Below are 21,447 nucleotides of genomic sequence, written 5' to 3' on the forward strand. Positions count from 1 at the left end.
CTGAATTTGTTGATATAGAGACGTTCGTCGCTTATGAATATGACACTTATCCCTTTTCGTATCAAAAAGTGTAACAAAATCGGTTCGCAATCAAAATATGGGGTGATGTGATGGAAGTAAAAAAGGAATCACTAATTGTATTTTCCGATATTTCTATTTTGGATGTGAAAGCCTTACTGAAAATTAATTCTTCGCCTTTTATTGTCATGAAAAATCACTTGGAAATCCTCGGCATATTGGATGAAGTTTTCTTTTTGAAGAGATTGGATAGCGATGGTCAAAATCAGGAAATCACGGCTTATCTTAATACATCGTTTGTCGTCGTTGATGATTTAGATAAGCTAAGTGAAGAGGATATGAGCACCTATGATTTTGTGATTCAACATGGCGAGAACCAATATAGCTGCTATCCGATCTCTGAAGTCAGGGAAATGCTGCTTAAAAAGAAGATGAAAAGCTTAATCAGTCTAAATGAATCACTAAAGAAAGAGCTGGAGGTGACAAGAAAGAAGGTAAAGGAGCTCACGCAAATCCTGGATTCCAGCTATGATGAAATTTTCGTGACGGATGCGAACGGAAACACGTTATTCGTGAGTGAAGCGTGCAAGAAGCTTACAGGGCTGCCGCCGGAGGCCTTTATTAATAAGAACATTAAAGAGCTGGTCGAAAAGGGACTGATCAATAATTCGGTTACATTAAAAACGATGAAAACGAAAGCGATCCATTCGGCGGAACAAACCTATCCGCATGGAGTGACTGTATTCTGCACAGCAAAGCCGATTTTTGATGAAGAGGGGAACTTATATAGAATCGTTTCGAACTCCAGGGATATCACGGAATTGGTTGAGATGAAGAGTCAATTGAACAGAGTGAAGCTTAGGAACCAGCGGGCCCAGCATGAAAATTCGAGAACCGTTTCGTTCAATAACTTCATTACAAATTCGGATAAGATGATAAAGGTTTTGGAGTTAGCTGAAAAAGTCGCCCCGATGGATTCTTCGATCTTCATCCATGGAGAAACCGGAGTCGGAAAAGGGGTTTTAGCAAGGGTCATTCATGACCTCAGCAGCAGAAAGGATAAGAATTTCATTCAAGTGAATTGCGGCGCGATACCATCGGCTTTAATTGAGTCCGAGCTGTTTGGCTACGAAAGCGGTGCATTTACGGGAGCTAATAAGCACGGGAAAAAGGGGCTTGTTGAGAGTGCTGATGGCGGTACGTTGTTTCTTGATGAAATCGGGGAAATGCCGCTCGACATTCAAGTGAAAATCCTCCATCTGGTTCAGGACAGAACATTCATGAAGGTGGGAGGAACGAAGGAGAAAAAGGTGAATATCCGCATCATATCCGCTACGAATAAAGACCTGAAGCAAATGATCAAGAACAATCAGTTCCGCGAAGATCTATATTATCGGCTGCATGTCGTTCCCATGGAAATACCGCAGCTGCGTGAGCGGAAGGAAGACATCTTCTTATTAACCGATTATTTTCTGAAGAAATTCAATGAAAAATACGGTCAATCCATCACGATCGATGATCATTCCAAGTTAATTCTGCAGCTGCAGGATTACCCGGGCAATGTTCGGGAATTGGAAAATGTAATAGAACAAATTGTCGTGACGGCTAGAAAGCCCATCGTAACGATAGATGATTTGCCTTCCGGTTTAACCTACAAAGATACGGCGCTAGTCAATTTAACAGGAATCATTCCGTTGAAAAAAGCGTTAGAGGAAACGGAAAAGCAATTATTGTCACAGGCCCTTTCCACCTATAAATCAACCAGAAAAATGGCCAAGGCCCTGGAGGTCAGCCAAACGACGATCATGCGCAAACTGGGCAAATACCAATTTAGCTATCATGAAGATTAATAAATTAACCCCTTTTGAAATCTGAATATTCAAAAACTTGGTATGGGTATTGCATATTTAATGATTGATTATTTCTATTTTGATAAGGGGGTCAAGAAATGGGCGAGCTGATTTTCTCTTTAAGCTATGGGGGTTCCTTAATTGTCATGGGGTGGATCACGAAGGTTTTCCTAGTAAAAATGAAAAGAAATCAAGAAGAAATAAAAGCAAAAGATCCAATTGAAAAGGTGGGGATGTAAGTGGCCTTTCTCCTTGGTATTATCATATCTTTTTGTGTGTATGTCTCGATTGGCATCTTTTTATTCAGGAAAGTGAAAAGCTCAGAGGAATACTATGTTTCTGGTCGAAGCGGAAACACATTGATGATAACGGGTACGCTTGTTGCCTCTTTCCTAAGTACGGTATCTTTCATGGGAGAAGCGGGATTTTCCTATGAAGGGTATCCGATCCTGCTGCTTATCCTCGTTATTTTTAATGCAAGCGGCTATATATTCGGAGTGTTCCTGTTTGGCAGGTATTTAAGAAGAAGCAAATCATTGACCGTTCCTGAATTTTTTGGTAACCGCTTTCATTCTAAGAAGGTAAGGCTAGCGGCTGCAATCACGACGATTCTCGGAATCGCTGCATACTTGGTTGCCGTTACCCAAGGGGCAGCCGTTTTATTGGCCGAGGTTTCCGGGGTTTCCTATCCAATGGCCCTGGTGATCATGTGGGTCGTGTATTCATCCTTCACCATTCTCTCAGGAGCGAAGGGGGTCATGGTCAATGATACGGTGATGTTCTTTTTATTCTCGATTGCAACGTATCTTAGTTTTCCTTATATCATCAAATCCGCAGGCGGGTTTCCTGATGCCGTTACGAAAGCGGCAAACCTGGCTGAACGACCTGATTTATTAAGCTGGCATGGCATTACCGGACCTGCCGCAACGATGGGCACTCCTTGGGAAGCATTGGCCTGGGCCGTCATCATGGGCTTGGTCTGGGGCATTGTCATTGCCGTGAGTCCATGGCAAAGCAGCCGATACTTGATGGCAAAAAATGAACACGTAGCCATCCGGGCCGGGGTATGGGCAACGATATCCATTTTGACGGTCTATTTGTTTCTTCATATCAGCATATCGACAATCACCACGATTAAAGCGGATATCGCCCCGACGGAAAAGGTATTCATTTGGGCTGCGATGAATATTGTCCCGACATGGCTTGGAGTCATCATCGTCAGCGGCATCATGGCTGCGGCCTTATCATCCTGTTCAAGCTTCCTGCAAATTATAGGAAGCAGCATTACACGGGATATCATGGAACAATCGCGGAAAAAGGAATACACCGATCATCATCTATTACGGGCCAGCCGCATTTCCATGGTTGTGATCAGCTTGATCATTCTGTTGATTGGATTGTTCCAGCCACCTGCCGTCATGTGGATCGGCTACTTTGCGGCTACACTATTTGCGGCATCATGGGGACCGATTGCCATATCAAGCGTATTCTCAAAGAAGGTAACGAAGGAAGGCGCCTTTTGGAGCATCGTATTCGGCTTCGTTGGCGTGATACTCGGAGAAAGTCTCGGCATGTTCGGAATAAGCCTTCCCGTTTACCTCAATCCTGTCATCATTGGTTTAATCTTAAGCATAGGCGCACTTATCATTGGCTCCAAGTATGGAACGATCACCACCGAAGAAAGGGAGTTTCATGCCAATATCCTTCAAACCCCAATTGAAATAGACGAGCAAAAAGAAATGAACATCACCCGCAGATACCCAGCCTATTTAATGATCAGCGGCGTCATGATCATCATGGTTACACTAGTGTTTTATTATTGGCCGATTAATATGAATTGAATGAGATATACTCATGTACTGGCAGGGGAGATCCCTGCCTTTTTTTGAATGAAAAAGTGTCCAGGTTTCCCTGAACACATTAAGGATGAATAGTAACCGATGTCCCGATTGGAACAATCCTTGATAATTCCTCCACGTCCCGATTATGCATGCGAATACAGCCTTTTGAGACAGCTTTGCCAATCGAGCTGGGATCATTCGTTCCATGTATGCCATAATGTTCTTTTGATAAACTCATCCACATCGTTCCGAATGGGCCTCCGGGGTTGGGGGCTTTATTGATGATGATGAACTGTCCTACTGGTGTACCGAACAGCATTCTTCCAACGGCAATTGGATATTGTTTTTGCAGTACGCCATTTTTAAGCAGCCTTAACTTACGATTGTTAACGGACACATCGATTCTAAATGGAATGGTATCAGCCGGAGGAAAACCAGGGATCATGATGGGCTGGCCAATATTAATGACATTTGGATTTATGGTCGGGTTAGCAGCGATGATTTCAGATAGCGGTTTCCGGTAGTCCCTGGATATCTGTGTCAGTGTTTCACCTGGTTTAACTGTATGAATCAGTCTGAACACCTCCATAGGTTATAGTGGTCACGTTACATTCTATGTGAATTTTTAAAAGTGTTTCGTAACTCGCTGTTATCTGTTTTTAATAAAACTTATATGTTAAGTAACTATGCCGAAAAGAAACCGAAATGAACTTTTGATAAAATAAGTTTTTATCAAGATGGATTTTTGTTAGTTAATGAGGGGGAAATTAGGGTGGAGGAACATGTGAAAAAGGCTTTAGTAGAATGGAATGAAGAAATCAGTGATGTTTTAAATGGAATAGAAAAAGAGTATGAAGAAGTTAAGCGTGAACTTCAGGTTTATTCCTATAAATTCAATATTACCAAACAAGTTGTGCAATCCACTATAAATGATGAAATTATTCGAAACATCCGCGAGCTCTATCATAAACCTTTTGAACAAAAATTGAACGAATTGAAAGAGTCGATAAAAGAGCTGGAAGAAAAGAGAAAGGTTTTTCAAATGTTTGTCGATAAAATCGAAAAGGTTAGTGAAAGAGAAGAAGGAAAACCGCAAATATCAGTCATATAAGGCAGCGAAGAGTACGACTCAGAACAACTCTACCATTCCATACACAAAAACCATGGCAGCGAATATACCTGCTTTTTTTTGCTGGAATAGTACAATACGTCCCTTGTTTACCCCAAGATCAACCCGGGTACACTATCCTATAAAAGGGAAATGGGGGAATTCTATGTGGAATGCGGTCTTTTGGGGAGGGGTATCGGGTTCTGCCGTCCTGCTTGGCGCACTTGCGGCCATCCTCATTCCAATAAAGAAAAACATCATTGGCTATATTATGGCCTTTGGTACGGGTGTATTGATTGGTGCTGCGGCATATGAGCTGCTTGCTGATTCGGTGAGTGATGGAGGAATCTGGGCGACGGGGATCGGATTCATAGCAGGGGCCGCCGTGTTTACTGCCTTGGATTTTCTTATTTCCAAAAAAGGTGCGGATAAAAGGAAACGGTCCAATAATAGCTCTTCGAAGGAAGCGGGCCTAGCCATTTTCATCGGGACGGTGATGGATGCCATACCGGAGTCGATCATGATTGGCGCAAGCTTGATAAGCGGCGGCTCGGTAAGCTGGCTATTGGTCATTGCCATCTTCATCAGTAATATTCCGGAGGGGCTCTCGAGTACGACGGGTCTGCTCAAAAGTGATTACTCCAAGAAGAAAATCATGCTGCTATGGTTTTCCGTCCTGATCATTTCGGCACTCTCCTCGATGTCGGGCTATCTATTCCTCGATCATGCCCCGGACTATGTCCTGGCAGCGATGGCAGCCTTTGCGGGAGGGGGAATCATCGCCATGATCGCCTCAACGATGATGCCTGAAGCATATGAAGACGGAGGGCCGATCACGGGCATATTCACCGCTGCGGGCCTGCTTATCTCTTTGGTTCTGGATTCGATGTAAGATTGTCCCCTTGGAAGGAAGGGGGGCAATTTTTTTTGTGAATTCTATCATAGAAGGAAATGTACAAGGAATCTATCTCGAAAAAGAATTGTTGGTGTTAAAATATCATTTCAAATCATACACTCTTCATATAGATTTTAGACATTGAGGAGCTGTTGGAAATGAACTTCGAGATGCAAATAGCGAATATGTTAGCTGATAATTTAAAAGGTTTCATCACATTCGTCCGGGAAAATCATGAAAATGAAAACAACTGCTTTTGTTTAAATAAAGATAAATTGTATCAATTGAGGCTTCTTGTTGAGGAGTTTAAGTTTCAAGTATTGGCCGATGAACTTAAACGGATCAACCGGTTTACCTGGGATGAAAACTATACGCACTTATTAGTTGATAGATTCAGAAAAGGGATGGCAATCATTGAAGAGTACGTTGAAAATAACTACAGCGATTTATTCATTTTCACCGCTAGACTTTACACGTTGAATAGCCTTAGCTTAACCTTTTGCAAGGAGGAAGAATCAATAGTCAGCTAATTTGGGCACCCGCGAAAAAAAGAAGAGCACATATTAGCTCTTCTTTTTTTCATTATAGGGATAGTTGACCAAAAAGATTCAGCACAATCTTATTTGCTTGGCATCGAAGAGATATATTTTTTGACTACTTCATACACATATTCTTGATTGGCTGCTGCTGTATTAGGGTTATATTTGCCGCCGTTCGTTTTATTATTGGATAGTACCCGTATACCTAGGAAAGGCACATCGTAAGCTTTGGCGATTTGTGCTGCCGAAGCTCCTTCCATTTCTTCAACAGACGTACCATATTTCGTATGGAACCATTTAATTCGATCCACTTCATTATTCCAAACGTCTGCAGAACCGATAGTACCATCGACAACCTTACCTTTTGTGTAAGTATCTTTAACTGCATGAGCAGCTGCGAGTAAATCCTTATCTCCCTCATAGAAGCGTGGTTTTTCAGCATTAGGATCTTCTCCTGCACTTCCTTCAGAAGCCATTAGGTCCATTGGTTTCCATATGGTTGGATCGATTCCTTCATTTTCAGCTTTATCGGCCGTTTTTAGTGAACCTAGGTTTACCGTTCTTTTTCCTAAAACAATATCAAAAACGTTTAAGCTTGGATCATGTCCGCCTGATGTCCCTTGATTGATGATGGCAATAGGGTTATATCTTTCAATGGCCAATGCTGTAGCGGCAGCCGTATTTTCCATCCCTTTACCTGTTTTTGCAACGATTACAGGATAATTGTCTAAAGTTCCAATGTAAAATACAAAATCCCCTGATTTTTCTTCTTTAACATTTTCTAGCTTTTTAGCGAAATTTTCAGCTTCGATTGGCATTGGACCTTGAATCATGATCGGCCTTTGTGTCTTTTTCTCGACCGTTTCATTTTTGGAAGTGGAACTGCAAGCTGCAATCACCGACACGAAAAGTAAAGTAATGATTCCTAATAGAGTGTACTTTTTTAACATGTTTTTTCTCTCCTTAAAAACAAATTATCCAATTGTTTGAAACACTCGCAGTTGTGGTCAAAGAAAAAGGTCCAGAACGGCAGAATGAATGCTGCCTTCTAGACCTACGATAGTCAAAGTATGGATAATCAAGCAAAAATGAAGCGATTGCTAAATCATTAGCTGCTCAAAAAGCGGGCGGCCGAATACTTTAACTCGTAGTCTAGTTCTTTAACTGGGAACCAGGTAGAAACGCTCAGACCATATTTCCGAGCATATACGAGTAATTACGATTATTACTTTGCTAATATAACAAACAAATGCTAGATAATCAATATAAAAGTGAACATTAAAATATAAATATAATTTAATGTTCGTGTTTAAGGAGGGGTAGTTCGATGGGAAAGCTATTTTTTACAAGGTAAATGAGTTTTAGTGGGATTTGGACACAATCATAATGTGGGTGATTTTCGAATAGTATAATTTAAAGTCAGAGATAGAAGATTTGGAAGTGTCTCCCGAACATAACTTTAAAACAAGACTATGGTTTAGGTGTAAATCTGATCGTTGATTTCCACTCCAGGCACTCGCTTTCCGCGGGGTCTCCATTGGCCACGCTTTTCCCGCAGGAGTCTCGTACCTTACGTTCCAATCACTGGAACTTCTTTTTTAAGAAATATTGTAGGGTCTGGCGGTCCATCAACTTTCCCTTAAAAGGAGTTCCGAGTTGCTCTCGCCCAGAACCAAAATTTTAAAGGTAAACTAGAATACTCTTCATAGTTTTTTTCAGTATTCCTTAAAGGGTTGAAGAGATTTGCGACACACCTGCCGAATAACGGTTAGCCAAGACCCCCACAGGCGCATGCTTTGATGAGCTTGGCAGACAGTCGGTGGAAGGGAACGGGTTTCTGCAATAATCTGAAATGTTTTCTTGGAAAAACTGTAGGCTAGTCTCATCCCGAATTATGTTTATGACTAGATTATCCTTTAAGTTTTTTTCTGTAATCCCTTAAAGGATGGAAGAGATTTGCGACACACCTGCCGAATAACTGGCTAGCCAAGACCCCACAGGCGCATGCGCCGAGGAGGCTTGGCAGACAGTCGGCGGAAAGGGAGCGGATCTCTGAAATCAACTGGAATGTTTTCTTGAAAAAACTGTAGGCTAGTCTCAATTATGTTTAGACTAGTTTATCCTTTAAGTTTTTTTTCAGTAATCCTCATTGGATGGAAGGAATTTGCGACACTCCTGCCGAATAACTGGCTTGCCGAGACCCCACAGACGCGTACGTCGAGGAGGCTTGGCAGACAGTCGGCGGAAAGGGAGCGGATTTCTGATATCAACTGAACGCTTTATTTATAAAAAGACTATGGATTTTGTCAGGGTCGATCATCATCAAACAAAGTTATCACGACATTTCCTTTTTTATGTCCTAGCTCTACGTATTTATGAGCTTCGGGAATCTGTTCCAGCGGGTAGCGTTTATCAATGACCGCTTTTATTTTTCCAGTTTCGATTAGTTCCTTGAGGAGTAATAAGTCTTCCGTAAGTACCTTTGCTATTCCATGTCCTTCGACGGACACATATCGCCCGTTCGGGGTCAGTGCTTTCTTACAAGCGGCTTTCGAGCTTTTCCCGACTGCATCAAAGATGATGTCATATCGCTCTTGTTTTTCCGTGAAATCCTCTTCCGTATAATCAATTACTTTATCGGCTCCCAATGATTTCACCAATTCAAAATTAGCGGCACTGCATACTCCGGTAACTTCTGTTCCAAAGTATTTGGCCAGCTGCACCGCGGAAGTGCCCACCGAACCGGATGCGCCATAGACGAGGACTTTTTGTCCGTCCTGGATATTGGCTTTTCGGAAAAAATGCAGAGCTGTCGTTCCACCAAAAGAAACGGCGGCGGCTTCTTCATAGGTCATATTGGCAGGCTTCATTGCGATTGGGCCGTCTTCAGGTAAGCATGTGTATTCGGCATGGGCACCGAAATTCATTCCAGTCATGGCAAAAATCTGGTCGCCTTTTTTGAATTTTGTCACATTCCTCCCCGTGCCTTCTACCTCCCCGGACAACTCCACTCCGAGTATCGGTTTTCGCGGTTTTCTAAGGCCCAGGAAGATTCGCATCGGCAGCCATAATAAGAAAGGGCTATTGAAACTCCGGACTCTTACGTCCCCAGAAGCCACTGTTGCCGCGTGAACCTTTATCAGTATTTCGTTGTCCTTTGGGGTTGGCTTTACTACCTCTTTGAGTTCCAGTACATCGGGTGAACCGTATTTCGTGCATACCATTGCTTTCATCGCAAGTCTCCTTAGTTTTTGATACAATCTTTTAATACTATGATGGAAGCTGTAAGATAAAACTAACGTAACTGAAGTAACTTCTGATGAAATGTTGAAAAGCAGTGATTATTCATGGGGATTCCCTGAGGTAATAAGAGTACGTTCATTCGGATAAAGCCGCGAAACCTTTGGCTTTGCTGAATACACGACAAAAGGAGATTAAAGAATGACCATTAACGAAAGACCAAGAAGAATAATTTTAGATTTAGCAGTTACATTAGATGGATTTATTGAAGGGCCGAAAGGAGAAATCGACTGGTGCATTATGGACTCTGAAATGGGGTTCATTGATTTCTTGAATCAAATTGATACTATTTTTTATGGAAGAAAAAGCTATGATTTATGGGGGCAATATACGCCAGGAAATGAGGTATCCGATACTGAAAAAGAAATGTGGAATATCGTTCATGGCAAAGAAAAATACATGTTTTCTAAAACGAAAAAAAGCACTGATAATAACGTAACGATCATAAATGATGATATTGTTGAAGAAGTAAATAAAATAAAGAATAAACCAGGTAAAGACATCTGGCTTTACGGAGGGTCAAGTCTTATTACATCTTTTATAAGATTGGGGCTGGTTGATGAATTCAGGTTATCTGTTCACCCTGTTATTTTAGGGGAAGGAAAACCTTTGTTTGTTGACATAAAGGAGAGATTGAATCTAACACTGGTTAATACAAAAAGCTTCTCCTCTGGCGTTGTCCAACTTTGCTATCGTCTTAATGAAGAGTAATTATATATTCTCTTCAACTAATGGGGGAGGTTAAAATGATCAAACTTTATTATGAAAAATTCATAATTAGCTAAAAGAGTAACTCCATTTTAAAAAAATGGAGTTTTTTGTATTTGCCGTTAAATTAGATTGAATGGGAATTTATGCACTATCTGTTATTGAAATCACGATATCGACGAAAACAACAGGTATATCTCCGAAAATGGAGAGATACGAGTAAATCCCTAAATAAGGAAGAAGAGGTATCCGGACTTGATGATGTTTGGGTATCTTTTTTTATGGCTCTTTTCGTAAAGATTGTTGTTTTTAAAACGAAACGATTTAAGGTTGATTGGAGCTGAAGTGCGAGACTCCTGCGGGAGCAGCGGGACAGGTGAGACCCCACAGGCGTTTACGCCGAGGAGGCTCACCGCCCGCCCCGCGGAAGCGAGCATCTGGAGGGGAAATCAACCACACCGCATTACTTTGTAAATAGCAACAAAGTATGCGAAAACAGCCTTTTTTATACATATTGCAATTTATAAATTATAAAATGTAATATATATGTTGCAAAAAGTAAAATGAATCATATAATAAGAGTAAGCGATGGAATTAAATGGAGGTCGATTAAAGATGAATCTATTTAAACGAACGAAAAAGATCACGGATGAGCGGATTGAGAATGTAAGAAATAAGATTTATAAAGAAATGTATTATGTCATTTTGGCCATTTGCCTGGTGAGTGCACTTTTCAAACTATATAAATATGGTGCAGGCAGCGGGGAGTTATATCTGGAATTCGTGATCCTTGTTGGAGGAGGTCTGTATTACTTAGCTCGTTCGATTTTCTTAGGTGTATTCTGGGATGAGGTGGAGATGCATGACCGCACAAGCAAAACACCGATGAGCAGGAAGACGGTTCTTGGGACGGTTGCTTTGGCACTTATCATCGCTATATTCATGGGCGTGAATAGTGCTGTATCCTATGCCGATGGCAGTTCCCAGGGCGTATGGTATTTTGTATTGGTATCGTTTGTATCCGTCATGATCTATTTGCCGATTTTACTTCTGTTTTTTGGCGGTATATACTTGCTGGCGAAGAAAATCGGAATGAAAAATAGCTAAGATAATAAGAAATAGTAGGTGCTGTCCCTTGAAAAATATAAAACTGAAGCTTGCGAGAGTGGAAAAGGACTTGTCACAAGAAGAACTGGCCAAGATTGTCGGCGTATCCAGGCAAACGATAGGATTGATTGAATCCGGAAAGTATAATCCCTCATTAGGTTTATGTGTCGGAATTTGTAAAGCATTATCCCGTACATTGGATGATTTGTTTTGGGAGGAAGACTGATTGGGTATCCATTGACTTGGATATCTTTTTTTTAGGAATTTATCATCAAAAAATGGGGGAAGGTATAGCATGTAAGCAAAAATCTAACATTCGAGAGGGATGGTTTGATGGATCGTACGATTGGTTACCTACGTGAGATATTGTCTAACTATACGGACCAATATCCTGTGGCGCAGGAAATATATAATAAAATCAAAAGTGGACATTTTCATTCTGAAGAGGAACTCGTCAATAAGCTATCCGGTAAAGAGGCCAGTCTCCTTAACCATATTCTTCCTCAGGAAATCAAGCATGCAAAGGAAGCGAGTGATTCGGAACGGGTCACGCAATTATCAGAGGTATATGAACTGATCATTATATGATGAAACCTTGTCCATGATGATCATGGACAAGGTTTTGTTGGTTTTATTCCATTTCACTAAGTGAATCCATATGACTGGCTATCATGGCGATGATCGTGCTTGCTTCTTCCTTGCTGAAAATGAAATTCGTTTCATCCTTTATCAGGTCATCATCCGCTGTCCGAATCCGATTGATCCGTTTCAGCACACCATCACCCGTCTCCTGAACGATACCGAACTGATAGGTGACCTCCACTTCATTATCCTGGATATAGGCAGTCACTTCAGGCGTTTCCCAATCTACATCGATTTCGTATATATCGGAATTTTCGCCGTCTGGATCATACAAATCATCATTCTCATCATCCATATCCATTTCATATGCATAATCATAATCATCATCATCCTCATCTTCTTCCAAGTAGTTATGGAAGCTCTCATGGACAGCATCGATGATATCTTCAATATCCGTTAGAATGACCTTGCTGATCTGCCCTAAATCCGGATCGAACGATTCCATATAAAATTCTTCATTATACGGATCAAAAAACAGCGAGGAAAAATAATCCCGCTCATCGTCTTCCAGCTCTGTATAAAACTCGATGCGTGGATGCTTAGACCCGCGCTCCACGATCATACTGCCATTGCGATCGTATTTCTCACAAATTGATTTAAGATGATCCTGCAATTCCCCGCTTACTCTGTCAAACCATTCTAATGACATCAACATCCACTTCCTTTCGAGATTATTATTTCCCAGAAAAGCCGAACATGACATGCCATTTAAAGGCAACTGCAATTTAACTACGCATCAGGAATGTCCGTAATAAAAAAAGAATGTAAAGGGAAAATAAGATAAAGGCAAAACGTTTAGATTTCCCTATACCTCTCGATGATAAAGTCAATAAAATACCTACTGGCGATTGGCAATACCCTTTTATCCTTATATGCCAAAGTAATGGTTCGGATAATAGAAGGAGAGATGCTTTTCGTTACAATATTATAGGGACACTTATGTAAGAGCAGTTTCGGTAAAATCGAAATGCCAAGCCCTTGTTCAACCATGGACATAATCGCATAAGGATCATATACCCGGTATTGTGTATCAGGTTCAAAATCGTACTGTTTAAAAATCATTAATGGTTCATGTATCACTCCCTCATCCAACAGAATATAAGGATCTTTTAGCAATTCCTCCAAGGAGACTTCTGTGGATGATGTTAAAGGATGATCTACTGGCATCACTGCCACCATCTCATCTTCTTGCAAGGGAATCGTAGTTAAATCCGAAACATTTGAATTCACAAAGCCAAAGTCTACGCTGCCTTCTTTAATCCAGTTTGAGATTTCCGTATAATTTCCTTGATGTAATTCGAAATGTACAGTTGGATAAAGTTCCTTAAAATCCTTAATCAATCCTGGTATCCAATGACATGTAACACTGGAAAAGGTGCCAATTCGAATAAGGCCGCTTTGCAGTCCCTCCATCTCTTTATGCTTTTCAGTCAGTTCCCTATGTGAATGATAAATCTTCCTGATATATGGCAAGAATTCCTCGCCATCCGGTGTCAGTGTAATACCCTTTCGAGAACGTAAGATAAGAGTGGTGGAAAGCTCTTCCTCTAATGAATGCACCATTTGGCTAATGGCGGACTGCGTATAGCCAAGTTCTTCAGCCGCTTTTGTAAAACTGCCTGTTTCTATGGTCTTGATAAAAGCATAATACGAATTCAACCGAACTGACCCCTTTGCATTAGTAATTCTAATAGATCTAATAGTTGGGAAATATCAAGGAATCTAAAATTAAATCATGGAGTTGAAGCAGAAAAATAATGAAGATTAACGTTAAATACAGAAATATTATTTATCCATGTTTAATGGCTTTTTGTATGTCCATTTTTATTTCATTCATATTATTCTCAATAAATAGGGGGTATGATCATTTATTCTTATCTACATGGTTAAAAACTTGGTCACAGGCTTTTACTTGTGCTTTCTTTGGAGCCTACTTCTTTCCGAGAGTCATACAACAAATAATGAGAAGACTTAATTTTGTAGAAAAACCGTTCATGATTGAGAAGGATTCATTAGTGAGAGAAGAAGACAATGGATGATGCCAGTAGATAATTAAAAGGATTTCCTGATTTTAGTGCTGCCCAAATGATGGGGAGCTTTTTTTGCGTTTCCCTGCAAAATTTCAAGATCATGCTACTTTCCTTCTGTAAAAGTTTATATAGAGTGTGAAAGGGGGTGAGTGGCATGGCAAAACAGATTCCAGTTTCAAGTACGTTGCGGATCGATTTTGAGACGGGGTTAAATGAAAAAGGGGCTCTCGTTTTCAAGCGGAGGACCTTTTCGAACATCAAGGTCGAGGCGACGGCGGATCAGTTGTTTTCGACGGCTGTTGCAATCACAAGTGTGCAGAATTATCCAATGGGTGAAGTGACCCGGGTGGATATGTATTCATTGATTGGCTAAACGGTATTTGGAAAGATGCCGGAAGCGGGGGAGGTGATTTGAAATGGCTAAAGTACTGGAATTGATTTTCGTTACGGAGGAAGGAAAGTCAGCGACGATTTCCGTTGATAATCCGAAGGAGCCGGTCGAAGTGAATACGGTTAAATTGGCAATGGAAAAAATCATTGCGGGGAACGTATTCGTTACAGCTTCAGGGGACTTCGTCGATTTGAAAGCGGCACGCCTTGTCGAGCGGAATGTCGAGGAAGTGGAACTCATCTAAGAACGGGTCTTGTTGGTCACCCTGGAAGAGAGGTGGAAAAAGTGGATCAAATCCTGCCGTTTGTCAGTGATATTGGGTTCCCGATCATTGTTACCCTTTATTTGCTTCATAGGATTGAAACGAAATTGGATACTTTGAATGAAACCCTTGTGGAGCTGCCAGAACGCCTGCGAGAAGGGATTCCGAAGTCAGGTTAAGGATAAGCGGGGAGCCTCATGGGTGATAGAATCCATGAGGCTTTTCCTTTTAAATGGAAAAGTTTTAATAGATTCTAGTTTTATATCAAAACTATCGGGTATACATAAAACTGTAGCTAGTACATGAAAAATCCAAATAATAAGGAGGAGTTTTTAATGGCTAACAACAATGAAAAAATGAGCAGGGAAGAAGCTGGCCGCAAAGGCGGGGAAGCTACAGCAAAAAATCATGATAAGGAATTTTTCCAAGAGATTGGTCAAAAAGGCGGAGAGGCCACTTCCGAAAATCATGATAAGGAATTCTATCAGGAAATCGGCAAAAAAGGCGGAGAGGCTAGAGCCGATCAACGTGATGGTTCCGATGATTGAACATGGCAAAAGTCGCCGCTAAAAGCAATCTGAAGTTTTTAGCTGAATCTAGTTTTACAGCTGTTCAAGCGGGTACATGACATATGTAGCTAGTACATGAAAAATCCAAATAATAAGGAGGAGTTTTTAATGGCTAACAACAATGAGAAAATGAGTCGTGAAGAAGCAGGACGTAAAGGTGGAGAAACAACAGCAAAAAATCATGATAAGGAATTCTATCAAGAGATTGGCCAAAAAGGCGGAGAAGCAACCTCCGAAAATCATGATAAGGAATTCTATCAAGAGATTGGTAAAAAAGGCGGAGAAGCGACATCCGACAGTCATGGCAAGGAATTCTATCAGGAAATCGGCGAAAAAGGCGGAGAGGCACGGGCCAATCAACGTGATGATTCCGATGATGGAAAAATGAGCCGTGAAGAAGCAGGACGCAAAGGCGGGGAAAAAAGCCGCCGTTAAAATATAATCCAGTGAAATTCATACATGACCGAGGGAGTAAACAGCCCTCGTTTTTTTTATGCCAGCACAGCACATTGCAAAGTGTGCTCAGGGATTAAAGTGGGTAAAGAATAACACCTATAAAAAGAAGAGGTGATGAAGAAGTTGATTGCCCATTATTCATTTCCCCGTTTAAAAGTAGGCGGAGTTACATTCACTGCACGGCATTCATTGCTTGCTCTTGGTCTTGCGGGAATTGCTTATCTGGTTTCCAATAAGAGGAAGCATCAAGCGGTATTCAAAACGGCTTCATTGATGTGCAAGATCGAACGGAAAGAAGATTCCATTAAGCTTATTTGGCCTGATGTAGGTGGTTACTATCGGGTATTCAGGGGGCGAGAGCTGATTTACTGCGGCTCGGAGCCGAAGATGGCAGATCGGGACCTGACTCCAGGAACCATCTATACGTACACGATAGATAGCTTGAATGAAAAAGAACAGGCACTGAACAGGATGAAAATACAGACATCAACGACCGCCGAGAATAAAAAAGAGGATAATATCCTTTTGGATTTGGTATTCACCACAATTGTCGCAAAAGGCCAAACCAGCCTGGAATGGGAGCCCATCAAGGGAATAAAGGAATATACGATTTACCGAAACGGCGTGGACATTGGGAAAGTGAGTGGATGTTCCTTCAATGATCGGAGTATTAGTGAAGATCGGGAATACACATATACCATTAAAGCGAAGCGGCCCCTTCCGCGTTCGGAGCAGGAGTCCTATGCAGTGAAATCCTTTGTAGCGAGTATTGTCGGAGCCGTAAAGAAAGGTTCATCCCAAGCAAAGGCAGCGATCGAGGAAATAACGAATACAAAAAAGATAGGACCTGTAAAACAGCTTTTGCAGTCAGTTGAAAACGATGTGGATGGTAAAAGGAAAAGAAATTGGCAGCTGCACTATTCCACTTTTTTACCGGAAGAGTGGCTGAAAAACCCCAATCTGGCCTCAAAGGTTCCCTATTTTAAGGGAGACAACCGCGGATTTGATCCTGAATCATCCCGTTTCCGGACCAGGGTCGATGTGTACATTCACGAAAAGGAAAGGGAAGCCGAGATTGAATTTTCCAAAGCGGTCGGGAAAAGTGAGGCTTACAACCATGATGGGGATTTCCTTGAGGAGGGAGTGGCCTCGGATGAAGGTGTTATAGTGAAGCGCGTATTATCCAATCATGAGAAAACGACAATCCAGCTGACACACTCTGTAGGCAATCCGATCATCATTTCACCTGCCGTGGATTATAAAGTGATCGGGACCTTTTACCGAAATGGCGAAATCAATATCGCCGGCTATCATGATCAGGCCCCGCATCACGAAGTCTACCTAAAGGAGGCAGACGACCAAAACTGGGAACCGCTGCACCTAGCGGAAAACAAAGGGCTCGAAATGATGGCGCACCCTACAGCCAATCATTTATGGAGATACTCCACATTCACACAATGAAAAGGACGAAAAGCAAAGATCGCTTATCGTCCTTTTTGGTTGAGGACCAATTCCAATCCAACCACTACATTTTCTTATAAAAACCGCTTTCGAACACTTGGCGACGGCAGCATACAGCTTTCTTCGTTCTTTCCGAACCATTTGTAACGGTTCCTGGCAATGAAATCATAAACGAAGTTCCGGATGAAGCTTGGGACGATGATGAAACCGTAAAGCAATTTCCATGCCCCTTGTAAGCGGCGGCAAATCCTCAAGGCTGCAGACGATTTATAGTAGGCCTTATCCTTTTCGATCAGCACCATGCTATCTATATCTGCAGGAACATCATACTTCCTCAGCAACTCTTGTCCTGCCTCACTTTGAAGCGAAGCGTAATGAAAAAACCCCTGCGGATCCCGCTTGATTATGAACTGGACACTCGAATCGCAAAAGTTGCATTCACCATCAAACAAAATGACCGGATTCATGAACATTCCTCCTATAGAGAGACGTTATCATACTCATGCTTATATAATACACTACCCGTTTTGAAAAGGCGAAAACGTCTGGAACTGCCTGGAGTTTTGAAGATGGAAGGGATTGTCGTTCCGGCAAGTCACTAACGGCAATTGGCGGGTGGACCCATGATATTGGCAGTTTTTTGACTGTTATAAAACTGTTATTTTCCATTAACTTAACTGTAAACAAGCTGTGATATGGTAGATATCCAATGAAGTTACAAGCCGGCAATCCTATAGTAGAGGAACGCCGGCTTTTTCATTCAAACCATAAATGAGGATTAGAAAATATAACTGGCAGTTTCTTTATAGGGGGTAGGATTTCATGAAACGTGATCCGTATTTGACAATGCGAAAGCTGTCTTGATCGTACTAGTTGTTTTGGGGCACACATTAGCTAGAATGGTGGAAGAAAACCAATGGATTTTAACTATTTATTTGTTCATTTTTTCATTCCATATGCCGGCTTTTATTTTAGTATCCGGTTATTTTTCCAGAAAGATAAAAAGCAAAAAGGACCTCTGGGGGCTCATTAAGAAAATATTAATTCCCTATGTAATATTCCAGATGATATATACCTTCTATTATCAGAAGGTATTTGACGAACCGATAGACTTCACAATATTGACTCCAAGGTGGGCACTATGGTTCTTAATAAGCTTATTCTGCTGGAATATATTATTGTTTGTATTTTCCTCCAGGAAATATGGAATCGTCCTTTCAATCATTGTCTCTCTATTTATCGGTTACTTTGGTGAAGTGAATGAATGGTTAAGTTTATCGAGAACCTTCTTTTTCTTTCCTTTCTTTTTAATTGGACATTTTTTAGAAAAAAATCATTTTGAATGGGTTAAAAAGAAAAGTAATGCCCTTATCGGCTGGGCTGTACTAGGGTTGATCTTTACCGGTATTTATTTCTATGGGGAAATGACTTGGAGGGAATGGTTTTATGGCCGCTTAGGTTATCAGGAATTAATGGAAGGCTCCATTGCCCTCGGTTTTATATATAAGTTACTCGTATATTTAATTATGGGAGCAGCAACTTACTGTTTTTTATGTATAGTGCCAAAAAAACAAACTTTTTTTACTGAAATAGGATCCATTACATTAGGTATTTATCTTTTTCATATGTTTTTCCTGGAATATGTTTACAACTCATTTATTTATGATTGGATCAAAGAAAGTGGCCAATACTATGTTTTATTAGTCATACCTGTAACCATAATATTTATATTATCAAGAAAACCGATAGTCAAAGTGGAATGTGCGTTAATAGGAATGAAAATGAAGACATAACAGAATTTTACCTATTAAAGAAAATATCCCTTCAGCTTAAAGGTGTGAGTTAGGTTTTATCTAAATTTCAAAACAGTGTTGATTGGAGCGGGTGTTCGAGACTCCTGCGGGAAAAGCGCGTCGAGGGGAGACCCCACAGGCGCAAAAGCGCCGAGGAGGCTCCCGGACCGCCCGCGGAAAGCGAGTGCCCTACGTTCCAATCGACGGTCCAGATTTTATAAACCTTAATAATAATTAAGGCTAACTTGTTCTTTATTGAGTTTCTCTACAGCCAGAGCCCTTCCGTTTGAAGGGTTTTTTCATGAAAAGAAATTTCCAGGTATTTAGTGAGCTGCTGAAAAATCCGTTTAATGGGGATTAAATGGAGGCTCCACCAAAAGGGTTACAACCCTTATAAAGTTATTTCAGGAAAGAAAATGAAGGTCATTACCCGAAATGTTTCCAAAAATATTAAGGGGTAATTACTTTTGTATTTCACTTTCAATAAATCAACTCTAAACATCCAGATTTATTTTATTATAACTATATAAGATTTAACTATCATCTAAGGAGCGGCATATGAAAAAGTTTTTCATCATCTTCATTTTGGCTTTAATCCCTTTCGCCTCTACGAAGGTAAGTGCAGAATCTGACTTACCTCTCAATAGTGAAGCCGGGATCATTATTGACGCGAAAAGTGGAAAAGTATTATACGGAAAAAACATGGATAAACGTATGTATCCAGCCAGTCTAACGAAAGTTGCCACGGCGATATATGCTATAGAACACGGGGATAAGAACGAACTAGTGACGGTTAGCAAGAAAGCAGCGGAGGCAGACGGATCTTCGGTATTTATTGAACCTGGGGAGGAAATAGAGCTTTCCAAATTAATTGCAGGCATGCTGATCAACTCCGGAAATGATGCTACCATCGCAATTGCCGAGCATATGTCCGGCAGTGAAGAACAGTTCATGGAAGATTTGAATGAGTTTTTAAGAAAAGAAGTAAACGTAACCGATACTCATTTTACGAACCCCCATGGATTGTTTGCCAAAGACCATGTAACTACAGCCAGTGACCTTGCGAAAATTACCCAATATGCAATGAAAAATGAAACGTTCCGTGACTATTTTGGGAAGAAGGAGTTACCATGGGAAGTGGAAACATGGGACACAACTCTGATTACCCATCATAAAATGTTAAAAGGTGAACTTCCCTATAAAGGAATAACTGGCGGGAAAACCGGTTTCGTCAGTCAATCCGGCTACACCTTGATTTCTACTGCCACTAGAGGAGAACAGGACTTGATTGCTGTCACTCTAAAAGCTCCTTCAGACAAAGTTGCCTACTCTGATACCAAGCTTTTATTCAACTATGGCTTTGAAAACTTTAAATCAGGCAAAATTGATAAAAAAAGCAAACTTTTTTCAGCGGATTACTCTCATTCCTACACGCTGAACGAAGACATATACTATACTCATTTAATCAGTGATCAACCTAGTCTAAAAACGAGTAATGATGGAATGCTTTCAATCTTGAACCAAGAAGGGAAAGCAATCGACTCCTTTGACCTTAAAACGGTCGCTGATGTTAGGAACACAGTATTGCCTGCCCCGATTAAACAAGAAACAATCAATGATAAGCTAATTAAATTTTCTGTCCCATCTCTAGGATTGGGAGGATTTTAGAACCCGTTACTATACATACCCAGCTTATAAATATTAAAAACAATAAAAGAGTGCCCTTATCATCCACGACTGATAGAGGTACTCTTTTATTATTTGATCTTGATGATCCAAGGACAGGAAACAAGATCATGAATTCGGTATATTTCCCTGCAATAACCAATCGAATTGGAAATGGAGTATATGACCATAATAGTATTAAAAAAACTATTAGGGATGATTTCATGATATATATCTATAATGATTATGGGGGTACACATACCACGTCTTTGGCTGCCGCCTATCATTTAAAACAATTACCTCAATCGGAAAGAAAACTAACTTCGGAAGAGATACTAAATGTAAAATATTTTAATAAATTAACGAAAAAAGAGTCTGGAAAGCTCATTTTTCGCGGGACCGATGAAGAGGGCAATTCCGTTTATACAATGGGACATAAAAGAGAGAAACTTGTTGTTCCGGCATTAAAAGAATTGACTTTACTACTGGAAGAGAAATTTCATTTTAACGAAAAAATAGTATTCTCCAATACATCACCAACTGTACCTATTGCCATGTCTATAGGGGGATATTTATCAAGAGCATTAAAAATTGATTTTATAGGTGTACCCTTATTAATTATAGGCACGAAACAATGCTGTGATAATATTTTTCGGTTGGTTGAAAATACGAAACAAATAGGAAAAGCAGCGAATGGGGAAAAAGTGATTATAATAGAAAATGAAAAATATAAGTAATCCTATTGAAAATTTACTTAGCCCATCAAAATGTCGTTTTTGAAAGTGCAGGTTGTGGAATTCCAGTCAACAATT

Annotated in this window: 24 protein-coding genes, 2 pseudogenes and 1 riboswitch; of the genes and pseudogenes, 20 read left to right on the forward strand and 6 right to left on the reverse strand. The window is 40.7% G+C overall.

Annotated features, from left to right (window positions below; all coding sequences use genetic code 11):
• Nucleotides 1-110 precede the first annotated feature (110 nt).
• From J7I96_RS13335 to J7I96_RS13345, 3 genes are all read left to right on the forward strand, one after another.
• Nucleotides 111-1,868, forward strand: coding sequence for a sigma-54 interaction domain-containing protein (locus J7I96_RS13335; protein WP_214923735.1), 1,758 nt, complete (start codon nucleotides 111-113; stop codon nucleotides 1,866-1,868).
• A 98-nt stretch (nucleotides 1,869-1,966) separates the two neighbouring features.
• On the forward strand, nucleotides 1,967-2,107 hold the full coding sequence (locus J7I96_RS13340; RefSeq protein ID WP_155726506.1) for a hypothetical protein: 141 nt from the start codon (nucleotides 1,967-1,969) through the stop codon (nucleotides 2,105-2,107).
• Nucleotides 2,108-3,709, forward strand: a complete 1,602-nt coding sequence (locus J7I96_RS13345; protein WP_214923737.1) for a sodium:solute symporter family protein — start codon at nucleotides 2,108-2,110, stop codon at nucleotides 3,707-3,709. It begins immediately after the preceding gene.
• 79 nt (nucleotides 3,710-3,788) lie between these two features.
• Here J7I96_RS13345 and J7I96_RS13350 read toward each other — a convergent pair whose 3' ends face one another.
• On the reverse strand, nucleotides 3,789-4,283 hold the full coding sequence (locus tag J7I96_RS13350) for a L,D-transpeptidase family protein (RefSeq protein ID WP_214923807.1): 495 nt from the start codon (nucleotides 4,281-4,283) through the stop codon (nucleotides 3,789-3,791).
• A gap of 198 nt (nucleotides 4,284-4,481) precedes the next feature.
• On the opposite strand from J7I96_RS13350, the gene J7I96_RS13355 reads away from it, so the two are divergent.
• The 3 genes from J7I96_RS13355 to J7I96_RS13365 all read left to right on the forward strand — a co-directional run bounded on the left by J7I96_RS13355 (nucleotide 4,482) and on the right by J7I96_RS13365 (nucleotide 6,242).
• A complete protein-coding gene (locus J7I96_RS13355; protein WP_048687716.1) occupies nucleotides 4,482-4,820 on the forward strand; it encodes a hypothetical protein in 339 nt (112 codons plus the stop codon).
• A 163-nt stretch (nucleotides 4,821-4,983) separates the two neighbouring features.
• Nucleotides 4,984-5,709, forward strand: a complete 726-nt coding sequence (locus J7I96_RS13360) for a ZIP family metal transporter (RefSeq protein WP_034309799.1) — start codon at nucleotides 4,984-4,986, stop codon at nucleotides 5,707-5,709.
• A gap of 161 nt (nucleotides 5,710-5,870) precedes the next feature.
• Complete coding sequence (locus J7I96_RS13365) at nucleotides 5,871-6,242, forward strand: hypothetical protein (protein WP_214923738.1); 372 nt, start codon at nucleotides 5,871-5,873, stop codon at nucleotides 6,240-6,242.
• Nucleotides 6,243-6,331: 89 nt separating this feature from the next.
• Here the strand turns inward: J7I96_RS13365 and J7I96_RS13370 are convergent, their stop codons facing one another.
• Complete coding sequence (locus J7I96_RS13370; RefSeq protein WP_214923741.1) at nucleotides 6,332-7,201, reverse strand: 5'-methylthioadenosine/S-adenosylhomocysteine nucleosidase; 870 nt, start codon at nucleotides 7,199-7,201, stop codon at nucleotides 6,332-6,334.
• A gap of 178 nt (nucleotides 7,202-7,379) precedes the next feature.
• Nucleotides 7,380-7,483: riboswitch (purine riboswitch) on the reverse strand.
• A 1,074-nt stretch (nucleotides 7,484-8,557) separates the two neighbouring features.
• Nucleotides 8,558-9,484, reverse strand: a complete 927-nt coding sequence (locus tag J7I96_RS13375) for an NAD(P)-dependent alcohol dehydrogenase (RefSeq protein WP_214923744.1) — start codon at nucleotides 9,482-9,484, stop codon at nucleotides 8,558-8,560.
• Between the two features lie 208 nt (nucleotides 9,485-9,692).
• On the opposite strand from J7I96_RS13375, the gene J7I96_RS13380 reads away from it, so the two are divergent.
• From J7I96_RS13380 to J7I96_RS13395, 4 genes are all read left to right on the forward strand, one after another.
• The gene (locus J7I96_RS13380; protein WP_214923747.1) at nucleotides 9,693-10,262 is read left to right on the forward strand and encodes a dihydrofolate reductase family protein; all 570 of its coding nucleotides are present in this window, start codon (nucleotides 9,693-9,695) and stop codon (nucleotides 10,260-10,262) included.
• A 612-nt stretch (nucleotides 10,263-10,874) separates the two neighbouring features.
• Nucleotides 10,875-11,366: a DUF6773 family protein gene (locus J7I96_RS13385; RefSeq protein WP_214924958.1), complete on the forward strand. Its 492-nt coding sequence runs from the start codon at nucleotides 10,875-10,877 to the stop codon at nucleotides 11,364-11,366.
• Nucleotides 11,367-11,394: 28 nt separating this feature from the next.
• Nucleotides 11,395-11,592 (forward strand): helix-turn-helix transcriptional regulator, encoded by a 198-nt coding sequence (locus J7I96_RS13390; RefSeq protein WP_214924955.1) that lies wholly within the window; start codon nucleotides 11,395-11,397, stop codon nucleotides 11,590-11,592.
• A 107-nt stretch (nucleotides 11,593-11,699) separates the two neighbouring features.
• Complete coding sequence (locus J7I96_RS13395) at nucleotides 11,700-11,954, forward strand: sigma-G-dependent sporulation-specific acid-soluble spore protein CsgA (RefSeq protein ID WP_214924953.1); 255 nt, start codon at nucleotides 11,700-11,702, stop codon at nucleotides 11,952-11,954.
• Nucleotides 11,955-11,997: 43 nt separating this feature from the next.
• Here J7I96_RS13395 and J7I96_RS13400 read toward each other — a convergent pair whose 3' ends face one another.
• Nucleotides 11,998-12,657 carry a hypothetical protein gene (locus J7I96_RS13400; protein ID WP_214924951.1) on the reverse strand — a complete coding sequence of 220 codons (660 nt, stop codon included), beginning with the start codon at nucleotides 12,655-12,657 and terminating at the stop codon, nucleotides 11,998-12,000.
• A 146-nt stretch (nucleotides 12,658-12,803) separates the two neighbouring features.
• The gene (locus J7I96_RS13405) at nucleotides 12,804-13,667 is read right to left on the reverse strand and encodes a LysR family transcriptional regulator (RefSeq protein ID WP_214924949.1); all 864 of its coding nucleotides are present in this window, start codon (nucleotides 13,665-13,667) and stop codon (nucleotides 12,804-12,806) included.
• Nucleotides 13,668-13,765: 98 nt separating this feature from the next.
• Between J7I96_RS13405 and J7I96_RS13410 the strand changes: the two genes are divergently transcribed.
• The 7 genes and pseudogenes from J7I96_RS13410 (at nucleotide 13,766) to J7I96_RS13440 (ending at nucleotide 17,177) form a co-directional block, all read left to right on the forward strand.
• Nucleotides 13,766-14,047, forward strand: a complete 282-nt coding sequence (locus J7I96_RS13410; RefSeq protein WP_214924946.1) for a DUF2798 domain-containing protein — start codon at nucleotides 13,766-13,768, stop codon at nucleotides 14,045-14,047.
• 145 nt (nucleotides 14,048-14,192) lie between these two features.
• Nucleotides 14,193-14,411 carry a DUF1659 domain-containing protein gene (locus J7I96_RS13415; RefSeq protein WP_053536156.1) on the forward strand — a complete coding sequence of 73 codons (219 nt, stop codon included), beginning with the start codon at nucleotides 14,193-14,195 and terminating at the stop codon, nucleotides 14,409-14,411.
• 43 nt (nucleotides 14,412-14,454) lie between these two features.
• Nucleotides 14,455-14,673 carry a DUF2922 domain-containing protein gene (locus tag J7I96_RS13420; RefSeq protein WP_214809665.1) on the forward strand — a complete coding sequence of 73 codons (219 nt, stop codon included), beginning with the start codon at nucleotides 14,455-14,457 and terminating at the stop codon, nucleotides 14,671-14,673.
• A gap of 41 nt (nucleotides 14,674-14,714) precedes the next feature.
• Nucleotides 14,715-14,870: a YvrJ family protein gene (locus tag J7I96_RS13425; protein WP_034309764.1), complete on the forward strand. Its 156-nt coding sequence runs from the start codon at nucleotides 14,715-14,717 to the stop codon at nucleotides 14,868-14,870.
• 156 nt (nucleotides 14,871-15,026) lie between these two features.
• Nucleotides 15,027-15,224 (forward strand): annotated as a pseudogene (locus J7I96_RS13430) (KGG domain-containing protein); the annotation flags it as partial.
• 144 nt (nucleotides 15,225-15,368) lie between these two features.
• Nucleotides 15,369-15,695 (forward strand): KGG domain-containing protein, encoded by a 327-nt coding sequence (locus tag J7I96_RS13435; RefSeq protein ID WP_215048077.1) that lies wholly within the window; start codon nucleotides 15,369-15,371, stop codon nucleotides 15,693-15,695.
• A 135-nt stretch (nucleotides 15,696-15,830) separates the two neighbouring features.
• The gene (locus tag J7I96_RS13440) at nucleotides 15,831-17,177 is read left to right on the forward strand and encodes a DUF3238 domain-containing protein (protein WP_214924942.1); all 1,347 of its coding nucleotides are present in this window, start codon (nucleotides 15,831-15,833) and stop codon (nucleotides 17,175-17,177) included.
• Between the two features lie 74 nt (nucleotides 17,178-17,251).
• On the opposite strand, the gene J7I96_RS13445 is transcribed toward J7I96_RS13440, so the two are convergent.
• Nucleotides 17,252-17,644 (reverse strand): thiol-disulfide oxidoreductase DCC family protein, encoded by a 393-nt coding sequence (locus J7I96_RS13445; protein ID WP_214924940.1) that lies wholly within the window; start codon nucleotides 17,642-17,644, stop codon nucleotides 17,252-17,254.
• Between the two features lie 384 nt (nucleotides 17,645-18,028).
• Between J7I96_RS13445 and J7I96_RS13450 the strand changes: the two are divergent.
• The 3 genes and pseudogenes from J7I96_RS13450 to J7I96_RS13460 all read left to right on the forward strand — a co-directional run.
• Nucleotides 18,029-18,970, forward strand: a pseudogene (locus J7I96_RS13450) (acyltransferase family protein); the annotation flags it as partial.
• Nucleotides 18,971-19,528: 558 nt separating this feature from the next.
• A complete protein-coding gene (locus tag J7I96_RS13455) occupies nucleotides 19,529-20,638 on the forward strand; it encodes a D-alanyl-D-alanine carboxypeptidase family protein (protein WP_214924925.1) in 1,110 nt (369 codons plus the stop codon).
• A 221-nt stretch (nucleotides 20,639-20,859) separates the two neighbouring features.
• Complete coding sequence (locus tag J7I96_RS13460) at nucleotides 20,860-21,372, forward strand: DUF3189 family protein (RefSeq protein WP_096340189.1); 513 nt, start codon at nucleotides 20,860-20,862, stop codon at nucleotides 21,370-21,372.
• The last annotated feature ends 75 nt before the right edge of the window (nucleotides 21,373-21,447 follow it).

This window comes from Bacillus sp. ISL-78, assembly GCF_018613455.1.
Classification (GTDB): domain Bacteria; phylum Bacillota; class Bacilli; order Bacillales; family DSM-1321; genus Peribacillus; species Peribacillus frigoritolerans.